We start from the raw sequence: 10765 nt of genomic DNA on the forward strand, positions 1-10765 counted from the left end.
ATCAGCCGTTCACCCTTTCCGCGACCCTGCCCTGCTCCTTGAAGCGGTTGCGTGTGCGCGCCACGCGCCACAGCGTGCCGAGCACGGCGCGCTGCGGGCCTCGCCGACCGCTCATCCGGAGCAGGTTCAGCAGGATCCACAACCGCGTCTCGACCACGTGGTCCGGCGAGCCGTGCACGTCGTCGTTGCCGATCAGCGTGAGCCGCCGGACGTGCTCGCGGATCGCCTCCGCGTCGCCGGGCGGGATGATCTCGTCACGCAGACTGGTCATGTAGGCGACCGGAATGTCCAGGGCCGCCAACTCGTTCTTGCCCAGGCTCCATTCGCTCATGTGCGCACCCACCTCGTCGGGCGCGACCCGCGCCAGGTGGGCCAGGGTGTCCCGGGTCACCCGGGGCACCTGTCGTCGCCATTGCGCGTCGGAGAAGAAGTGCTCGATCGGCGCCCCGGCGGTGATCACGCCCTTGATCCGGTCGTCGTGCGTCGCCGCACGCAACGCGAGATGCCCGCTGAAGCTCAACGCCACCGCGTACACCGACTCCACCGGTGCGTGCCGGGCCACCGCGTCCAGTACCGAGGGGAACATCCGCCAACTGTCCGCGTCGTAGCGCAGCCCGTTCTCGCCCACGCCGGGCATTTCGGTGACCACACCGGCCATTCCGAGCCGCTTCGCCTGGGCCAGGACCGGGGCCCACTGCTCCTTGACGCTGACGATCCCGCCCGTCACCAACAGGATCGGACGAGCCCTGGTCGGCGACAGATTGGCCGTCCAGCAGCGCAACGGCCCGTCGGGCGATTCCACGAGCAACGGCTCGATGTCGCCCTGGGTCCGGCGCCACAGATCGAACGCGGCCACACAACGATCGAGGGCGTGCTGCCGGTCCGGCCCGTCCACGAACGGGAAGCGGGCCATGTTGTAGTGCCGACAGGCGTCGAGCGGACGGCCCTTCGCCTCCAACTCCCGCGCCGCGTCGCTCCATGCCCGGACCCACGAGCCCTCGGTGTCGCCGCGGTCGTGGGTCACGTTCGCGACGATCTCGCGATAGCGCGCGGTCGGGATGTTCTGGGACCTGGCGTGGATCTCCACGAATTGCTTCAGCTCGTCGATGTCGTTCATGCGGGACGCCTCCCGGCGGGCGATGGATGGGCGGCTGCGGTGGCGGGCATATGGCTCGTGGGCTCGCGGGGGTGGCGCGTCACAGCGCACCGAACCGGCGGTCGATGAGATCGAGGATGCCCTCGGCGGACGCCGTTTCGATCTCCGTGTCGAGGTCCGGCGCCTGCGGGTCGGTGACGTCGTGCGCGTCGTCCAGGCTGCGGAGAATCTCCCGCAGCCGGACGACGGCCTCGCCGCGCGTACGGTCCTCGGCGGTCAACCCGGCCACCGCCGCGTGGAACCGGTCGAGGTCGGCGAGGAGCGCCGACGTGGGCGAGGCGCCGTCGTCGTCCAGGCCCTCGGCCAGACGCTCGTCCAGGAAACGGGCTACCGCGAACGGGGTCGCGTGGTCGAAGACGAGTGTGGCCGGCAGGCGCAGCCCGGTGGCCGCGCCGAGCCGGTTGCGCAGCTCCACCGCCGTCATCGAGTCGAACCCGAGGTCCTTGAACTGACGGTCGTCGATCTCCTCGTGCCCGCCGCCCCCACGACCCGACACGCTCGCGACGGTGTCCCGGACCAGGTCGAGCAGCGCCTTCCGGCGTTCCTCGGCCGGGAGTTCGGCATAGGCGCGGCGCCTCGGCGTGGGCTGGGCGACGGTGCGTCGGCGCAGGTCGATCACGGTGAGGGCGGGCAGCGGTGCGGCCAGCGCGGAGCTCAGCAGGGTGAGCGCGTGTGGCGTCGCCAAGGGGACGACGCCCTGGTCTCGGTGGCGTTCGTGGTCGACGGCGGTGAGTGCGGCGGTGAGGTTGCTGGTCTGCTGCCAGGGACCCCACGCGAGGCTGGTGCCGGGCAGGCCCCGTGCGTGGCGATGGTGGGCGAGGGCGTCCAGGAAGGTGTTGGCCGCCGCGTAGTTGGCCTGCCCGGGACTGCCGAACGTGGCCGCCGCCGAGGAGTACAGGATCAGGGCGGGGGCGGGGCTGAGCCGCGCGCCGAGGGTGTGCAGGTGCCAGGCGGCGTCGATCTTCGGGGGCAGCACGATGTCGAGGTGTTCCGACGTCTGGTTGGTGAGCGCGGCGTCGGCGAGGGTGCCGGCGGCATGGAAGATCGCGGTGAGTGGGTGGGCCGGGTCTATGCCGTCGAACAGCTCCGCCATCCGTGAGGGGTCGCTCGCGTCCGCTCGCACTACGGCGACCTCGGCTCCCAACTCCCCGAGTTCGGCGACGATCGTGTCGGTTTCGGGGGTGCCACCGGTGCGGCTGGTCAGCACCAGGTGCCTGGCACCGTGGCGGGTGATCAGGTGACGTGCCGTCAGCGACCCGAGGGTGCCGGTGCCACCGGTGATCAGGACGGTCCCTTCGGGGTCGATCGTGAGGGACGAGTTTTCCTCTTCCTCGGCGCCGGCCGGGGCGTAGGCGGTCAGCGTCGGTGCGAGCAGGCGGTTCGCCCGGATGGCCAGTTCGGGTTCCGCCGCCGTGACGGCGGACGCCAGGGCCTGCGGCGCGCTCGGGCCCCCGCCGCCGTCGACGTCCACCATCCCGAAGCTGCCCGGATGTTCGCTGTGCGCCGAGCGGAGCAGGCCCCACAGCGGTGCGTGCGCCAGGTTGTCCAGCAGATCCTCCGGCCCGGTGGCCACGGCATCGCGGGTGACGAACACCAGGCGCGAGCGCTCGTACGCGGGCTGGGCCGGCCACTCCCGCGTCAACGCGAGTGCCCGCTCCACGGCATACCGCGCTGCCTGCGGTACGTCCATGCCCGACGCCTCCTCGGCGGCCGGGTCGACCGCCGGCCCGTCCGCCGGCACCAGGACGACAGCCGGCACCGGAGCGCCGGCGCGGATCGCCGCGTTCAGCGCATCGAGGTGTGGATGGGTGACGACGTCGTGTCCGGCGGCGGCCAGGGCCGTCGCAAGCCAGTGACCGGGTTCCGCGAGCACAACCGGATTCGTGGCCTCCGCCGGGGAGTTGCCGGCGTCGTACGGTTCCCACCGCACCACGTGCAGGCCCTTCGCGGGGCGATGGTCGAGCGCGGCGAGTTGTTCCGGGCCGATCACCCGGGTCGTCAGCGTCTCGATGTCGAGGAAATGCGCGCCGTCGGGGTCGGTCACGGTCACGCTGAACGTGTTCGATCCGGTGCGGCTCAGTCGTGCCCGCACGACAGTGCCCGCCCCCGGCGTGTGGCGCACGCCGCCGAACGCGAACGGCAGGTGCAGGTCGCGGCCGTCGGCGAAGACGGCCGCCAAAGGTTGGAACGCGGCGTCGAGGAGGGCGGGGTGGATGGTGTGGCCGGTCGGGTCGGCGTCGTCCGGCAGGCGGATCTCGGCGTAGAGGTCGTCGCCGTCGCGCCACAGGGCGGTCAGCCCCTGGAAGAGGGGCCCGTACCGGTAGCCCTGGCGGGCGAAGTCCGCGTACCGGTCGAGCAGATCCACGGGCTTCGCCCCGACCGGGGGCCACGCGCCGCCCATCGTCCGGTCCGCCGTGGCCCGGCCGCCGGCCGGGGTGACGGTGGCACCGGCGTGCCGGGTCCAGGCGCCGGGCGCGGTATCGGGGTCCGCCGACTCGGGTCGCGAGTGGATGGCCAGTGTGCGGTGCCCGGACTCGTCCGGGGCGCCGACGGACAGTTGCAGGTGTATCGCCTGCTGCTCGAAGAGCGCCAACGGAGCGTGCAGGACCAGGTCCTCCAGATCGTGCCGGCCGTCGAGCAGCCCGATCGTGTGCAGGGCGAGGTCGAGAAAGGCGGCTCCGGGAAGCAGGACGGTGTCGTGTACGGCATGGTCGGCGAGCCAGGGGTGGGTGGCCAGGGACAGCCGGCCGGTCAGGACCAGCCCGTCCCCGTCCGCCAGTTCCACGGCGGCGCCCAGCAGCGGGTGCGGCGACGCGAGTTGTCCCAGACCGCCGGCGTCGGCCCGGGTGTGGCCGGCTTCGACCCAATAGGTCTCGGGCCGGAAGGGATAGGTCGGCACGTCGGCCGCGAGCGTCGCGGCCGAGGGCGGCCACTCGGGGAGCAGTCCGGTGGCGAACGCGCGGGCGAGTGCGGTGTGCACCCGCGCGGGGGTGTCTTCGTCGCGGGTCAGGGTGCCCTGCACGGTGGCGGGCACCGGCGTGCCCTTCGCGCTGTTCGTGTCCTCGGCGGTGTTCTCGTCGATGATCTCGAGGATGGCCGCGGTCAGCACCGGATGCGGGCTGGTCTCGATGAAGTGCGTGTAGCCGTCGCGTAGTTGAGCTTCGACGGTTTCTTGGAAGCGGACTGTGGTGCGGAGGTTGGTGTACCAGTGTTCGGGGGTGAGGTGGGTGCCGGCGATGGGTGTGGTGGTGACGGCGGAGTAGAGGGGGATGGTGGTGGGTCGGGGGGTGATGGGGGCGAGGTCGGTGAGGATTTGTTGGCGGAGTGGTTCGACGTCCGGGCTGTGTGAGGCGTAGGTGACAGGAATGCGACGGGCGTGGATGTCGTGGGTTTCGCAGTGTGCCTGGAGTTGGTCGAGTTCTTGGTGGTTTCCGGATATGACGGTGGAGTGGGGGCCGTTGAGGGCGGCGATGGTGAGGTGGGGGTGGTGGGTGAGGAGTTGTCGGATGGTGTGTGGGGGTTGGGCGATGGAGAGCATGCCGCCGTGGGTGGTGAGGGTGGTGATGGCTTGGGAGCGTAGGGCGATGATGCGGGCGGAGTCGTGGAGGGTGAGTGCTCCGGCGATGTGGGCGGCGGCGATTTCGCCTTGGGAGTGGCCGATGACGGCGTCGGGGTGGATGCCGTGGTGTTCCCACAGGCGGGCGAGGCTGATCATCATGGCCCACAGGGCGGGTTGTACGACGTCGACGCGGTCGAGGCTGGGGGCTTGTTCGGCTCCGGTGACGACGTCGACGAGGTTCCAGTCGACGTAGGGGGCCAACGCCTGTGCGCAGGCGTTGAGGTGTTCGGCGAACACCGGTGACGTATCCAGGAGTCGGGCGCCCATGCCGACCCATTGCGCGCCCTGACCCGGGAACACGAAGACGGTCTTACCCGGACGGGCGACGTCGCGGTCGAGGGCGGGGTGAGACGCGTCGGCGGCCAAGGCGCCGAGTGCGGCCACGAGTTCGTCGCTGTCATCGGTGACGATCGTCGCCCGATGGTCGAACACGGAACGTGTACGCAGGGCCGCGGCGAGCGCGGCCGGCGTCGTCTCGGGGCGCTCGACGAGGTGGGCGCGCAGGCGTTCCGCGTGTGCGCGCAGGGCGTGGTCGTCCTTGGCGGACAGCGCGATCACGGCCGGACCGGACGGGACTTCGTGGTCGGTGGCTTCGTTCGGGGTGGGGTCGCCCTGTTCGAGGACGAGGTGGGCGTTGGTGCCGCTGATCCCGAACGAGGACACCGCCGCGCGCCGCGGCCGGTCCGGGGTGCGCGGCCACGGCCGGGCCTCGGTCAACAACGAGACGGCGCCGGTGTCCCAGTCGACGTGGGGGGTCGGCTCGTCCACGTGCAGCGTCGCGGGCAGGGTCTCGTGTCGCAGAGCCTGGACCATCTTGATCACACCGGCGATCCCGGCGGCGGCCTGGGTGTGTCCGATGTTCGACTTCACCGACCCCAACCACAACGGCCGCTCGGGATCCCGGTGTTGCCCGTACGTGGCCAACAACGCCTGCGCCTCGATCGGATCCCCGAGCGTGGTGCCTGTCCCGTGCGCCTCCACCGCGTCGACCTGATCGGCCGTCAATCCGGCGTTGGTCAAGGCGCTGCGGATGACCCGCTGCTGCGACGGCCCGTTCGGCGCCGTCAAACCGTTGCTGGCACCGTCCTGGTTGATCGCCGAACCCCTGATCACGGCGAGTACGGTGTGGCCGTTGTCGCGGGCTCGGCTCAGGGGTTCGAGGAGGACCAGGCCGACGCCTTCGGCGAGTGCGAATCCGTTGGCGTCGGCGGCGAAGGGTTTGCAGCGGCCGTCCGGGGCCAGTCCGCGCTGGCGGCTGAATTCCAGGAAGGGGGTCGGCGTCGACATGACGGTGACGCCGCCGGCCAACGCGAGGTCGCATTCGCCGTTGCGCAGCGCCTGGCTCGCGAGATGGATCGCCACCAGCGACGACGAGCAGGCGGTATCGACCGTGATCGCCGGACCCTCCAGACCCAGCGTGTACGCGATCCGCCCGGACGCCACGCTGGTCGTGGTGCCGGTGGCCAGGTAGCCCTCCAGGTTGCGCGCGTGGTGGGGCGCCGGGTTGTCCGCGTAGTTCTGTGCCACGACGCCGGTGAAGACCCCGGTGTTGCGCACGGCCGGCGCGGTGGGATCGAGGCGGGCGTTCTCGAAGGTTTCCCACGCCGTTTCGAGAAGCAGGCGCTGCTGCGGGTCCATCGCCGCCGCCTCGCGCGGCGAAATCCCGAAGAAGACGGCGTCGAAATCGCCCGCGTCGTGCAGGAAACCGCCCTCCCGGGCGTAGGTGTGGCCGGTGGCGTCCGGGTCCGGGTCGTGCAGTCGGGCGGTGTCCCAACCCCGGTTCTCCGGGAGGACGCTGATCGCGTCCGTCCGGTCGGTGATCAGCCGCCAGAGGTCCGCCGGCCCCCGCACGTCGCCCGGGAAACGGCACCCCATGCCGACGATTGCGATCGGCTCCTCGCTCCCACCGGAGACGACTGCGGCGCTCGGTGTCGGCGCGGACGCAGGCGCGGCCGTGGCAGCCGTCGGCTCGGCGTCGGCGAGTTGTGTGCGCAGGAATGCCGCGAGCCGAGCGGGGGTGGGGTGGTCGAAGACGAGGCTGCTGGGGAGACGCAGTCCGGTCGCGTTGTTGACCAGGTTGCGCAGTTCGACGGCCGTCAGCGAGTCGAACCCGAGGTCCTTGAACGGCCGATCCGCGTCGACCGCCTCCGGCGTCGCGTGTCCGAGGATCTGTGCCACCTGGGTGCGAACGAGTTCCAGCAGCGTTCGCGTCTGCTCCGCCTCGGAGAGCCCGACGAGCTTCGTGGTCGGGGTCGCGGTACGAGCCGGCGTTCGTGTACCGCGCTCGCTCCGGTGCTGCCCGAGGTTGATCGGGGCGAGGGTGGGATGCGGCGTGCGCAGTGCGGTGTCGAGGAGGCCGAGCGCGTGCGGTGTGGTCAGCGGGGTGATGCCGTGGGCTCGGTGGCGCTGATGGTCCGCCGCACCGAGCCCGGCGGTGAGGTTGCTCGTCTCCTGCCAGGGGCCCCACGCGAGGCTGACGGTGGGATGTCCCTGGGAGTGGCGATGGTGGGCGAGGGCGTCCAGGAAGGCGTTCGCCGCCGCGTAGTTGGCCTGTCCCGCGCTGCCGAGCGTTGCGGCGGCGGAGGAGTAGAGCACGAGGGTGGGTGCCGGTCGAAGGTGCCTGGTCCCCTCGTGCAGGTGCCACGCGGCGTCGATCTTGGGTGGTAGGACGGTGTCGAGGTGTTGGGTTGTCTGGTTGGCGAGGGTGGCGTCGGCGAGGGTGCCTGCGGTGTGGAAGATCGCGGTGAGTGGGTGGGCGGGGTCGATGGAGGCCAGGAGGGTGTCGGTTTGTTGGGGGTTGGTGGCGTCGGTTGGGGTGATGGTGACGTGGGCGCCGAGTTCGGTGAGTTCGTTGTGTAGTGCCTGGGTTTGTGGGGTGTTGCCGGAGCGGTTGGTGAGGATGAGGTGGCGGGCGCCGTGTGCTGTGACGAGGTGGCGTGCGGTGAGTGCGCCGAGGGTGCCGGTGCCGCCGGTGATCAGGATCGTTCCGTCGGGGTCGATGCCTCGGGGGAGGGTGAGCGTGAGTTTCCCGGTGTGATGTCCCTGTGAGAGGTGTCGCAGGGCCTGGGGAGCGTGCGTGACGTGCCAACCGGTCGTCGGCAGCGGCCGTAGGGACCCGTTGGCGAACAACCGGGCCAGTACGGCGAAGATCCGGCCGATCCGGTCGAATCCCGCGTCGGTCAGATCGAACGCCCGATACTCGACCCCGGGATGCCGCGCCGCGACCTCCGCGCCGTCTCGGATGTCTGCCTTGCCCATGTCGATGAACCGCCCGCCGCGAGGCAGCAACCGCAGTGTGGTGTCCGTGTGTTCGTCGGCGAGCGAGTGCAGGACCACGTCCAGACCGGCCCCGTCGGTGGCGGTGAGGAACCGGTCGGCGTAGTCGTGGGTACGGGAGTCCGCCACGCGGTCGGCCGGGTAGCCCAGCTCGGCCAGTGTCTCGTGCTTGCTCCGGCTCGCCGTCGCGTAGACCTCGGCGCCGATGTACCGGGCGAGTTGGCCGGCGGCCTGGCCCACGCCGCCGGTGGCGGTGTGGATGAGCAACCGCTTGCCGCGACGCAGGGCCGCCAGGTCGTGCAGCGCATGGTACGCCGTGGCGAACGCGACGGGGACGGCCGCCGCCTGCGCGTCCGACCAGTCGTCCGGTACCGGCATGAGCAGTCGATGATCGGTGATCGTCACCGACGCGGTGCCGTGTTCCAGGAGGCCCATGACCCGATCACCGGGGCGCACGTTCGGCACACCCGGCCCGACTTCGAGCACCGTGCCGGCGCCCTCGCCACCCACGTGCGGACGCTCCCCGGGGTACAGCCCGAGCGTGATCAGGGTGTCTCGGAAGTTGAGGCCGACCGCCGCCGGGGCCAAGCGCACCTCACCGGGGCCCAGCGGACGGGTCAACTCGGGCGCGGGTACGAGCGCGAGCCCGTCGAAGCCGCCCGGACGGGGCACTTCCAGCCGCCACGGGGTCGGGCCCGACGGAACCGCCAACGGTGATGTGTGTCGGACGAGCCGGGGTGCGAGTATCTGCCGGTGCCGGATCGCGAGCTGCGGTTGCCCGTCGGTCGCGCCGGCGGCGATCGCGGCGGCCAGCAGGCCGGGGTCGGCGTGCGGGTCGGTGTCCACGATGGCGAACAGGTCGGGGTGCTCGGCCTGCGCGCTCCGGACCAGCCCCCACAGCGGGGCCTGCGCCAGGTTGGTCAGCGGATCGCCGTGGTGGGTGGGTACGGCCCGGCTGGTGACGACGACCAGCCGAGCGGAGGAGGCGCGCGAATCGTCGACCGCGAGCCGGTCCTGAAGCCCGCGCAGTATCAGCGCCGTGGCCCGGAACGCGGCGGCGGGCAGCGCCGGTTCCTGCGGCATGACCCGCGGCGCGGCGACGAGGAGCGTGCCGGCGCCCGCCCGGAGTGCCGAGGGCACATCGGGGTGTGCGGGCAGATCGAGCGCGGCGAGGGCGGGAATCGCCCCGATGTCTTCGGGGGTGCCGAGGACCGCCCACCCCGCGGTGTCCGGGGGAGTGTCGGCCCTCGTGGGGTAGGGGTGCCAGTCGAGTCGGTGCAGCGACTCGTTCGATCGGGCCGTCGAGATCGCGAGCTGCGCACGGCTGATCGGCCTGGTCGTGACCGTGGCGACGGTCGCGACGCGGCGCCCGGCGTCGTCGGTCAGGGTGATGGCGTGCTCGTGGTCGCCCGTGGCGGTGATGTGCGCGTGCGCGTGCGTACCGCGCACGAAGTCGGGGGACAGCCGGATGCCGCCGAAGGTGAACGGCAGCCGGATCTCCTCGGCGCCGGCCTCGGCGAGCAGCAACGGGTGCAGCGCCGCGTCGAGGAGGGCGGGGTGGATGGCGTGGCCGGTCGGGTCGGCGTCGTCCGGCAGGCGGATCTCGGCGTAGAGATCGTCGCCGTCGCGCCACAGTGCGGTCAGCCCCTGGAAGGTCGGCCCGTAGTGGTAGCCCTGCTCGGCGAAGTCCGCGTAGGCGTTGTCGATGTCCACGGCGACGGCGCCCGCCGGACGACGCTCGGTCGTGGGCGCCGGCTCGATCCAGGATTCGATGCCCAGCGTGGCGGTGGCGTGTCGGGTCCAGGCCACCGATGGGCTGTCGGATCGGTCGGAACCGATGGAGCCTTCGGGGTCGTGCGTTTCGGGACGCGAGTACACGGACAGGGCCCGGCGCTGGTGTTCGTCCGGAGCGCCGACGCTGATCTGGAGGTGGAGCGCGTGGTGCTCGGGCAGCGGTAACGGGGCTTCCAGGGTGAGTTCCTCGATCGTCGAGCATCCGGAGAGGCCGGCGGCGTGCAGGGCGAGGTCGAGGAAGGCGGTGCCGGGGAGCAGGACGGTGTCGTGTACGGCGTGGTCGGCGAGCCAGGGGTGGGTGGCGAGCGACAGCCGACCGGTGAGCAACAGTGCTGCCCCGTCGGCCAGTTCCATGCTCGCGTCGAGGAGGGGATGGGTCGCGGCGCGCTGCCCGGAGCCGGCCGTGTGCTCGTGCCGTGCCGAGGCGAGCCAGAAGGTCTCGTGCCGGAACGGGTATGTGGGCAGCTGGTCTCGGGGCGGGGGCGCGGCGAGCCGGGTGGGGGTGCGTCCGGCCACAAAGGCGTGTGCGAGAGCCGTGTGCCACCGGTGCAGGTCGCCGTGGTCGCGGCGGAGGGTGGCGACGGTGCGTGCGCGGACGCTCCGCTCGTGGATGGTGTCCTCGATCGGCGTGGTCAACACCGGGTGTGGGCTGGTCTCGATGAAGAGGGTGTGTTCGTCGGTGAGGAGGGTTTCGATGCTTTCTTGGAAGCGGACTGTGGTGCGGAGGTTGGTGTACCAGTGTTGGGGGGTGAGGTGGGTGCCGTCGATGGGTGTGGTGGTGACGGTGGAGTAGAGGGGGATGGTGGTGGGTCGGGGGGTGATGGGGGCGAGGTCGGTGAGGATTTGTTGGTGGAGTGGTTCGACGTGGGGGCTGTGTGAGGCGTAGGTGACGGGGATGCGGCGGTGTCGGATGTCGTGGG

The 10765-nt window shown here is 71.4% G+C and carries 2 protein-coding genes; both read right to left on the reverse strand.

Translation table 11 applies throughout. The features are described from left to right. Position 1: 1 nt before the first annotated feature. A complete protein-coding gene (locus tag ACWGR4_RS07965) occupies positions 2-1117 on the reverse strand; it encodes an alpha/beta fold hydrolase (protein ID WP_452128475.1) in 1116 nt (371 codons plus the stop codon). A 79-nt stretch (positions 1118-1196) separates the two neighbouring features. After that, positions 1197-10757, reverse strand: a complete 9561-nt coding sequence (locus tag ACWGR4_RS07970) for an SDR family NAD(P)-dependent oxidoreductase (protein ID WP_452134187.1) — start codon at positions 10755-10757, stop codon at positions 1197-1199. Between the last annotated feature and the right edge of the window lie 8 nt (positions 10758-10765).

Source organism: Embleya sp. NPDC055664 (assembly GCF_053618075.1).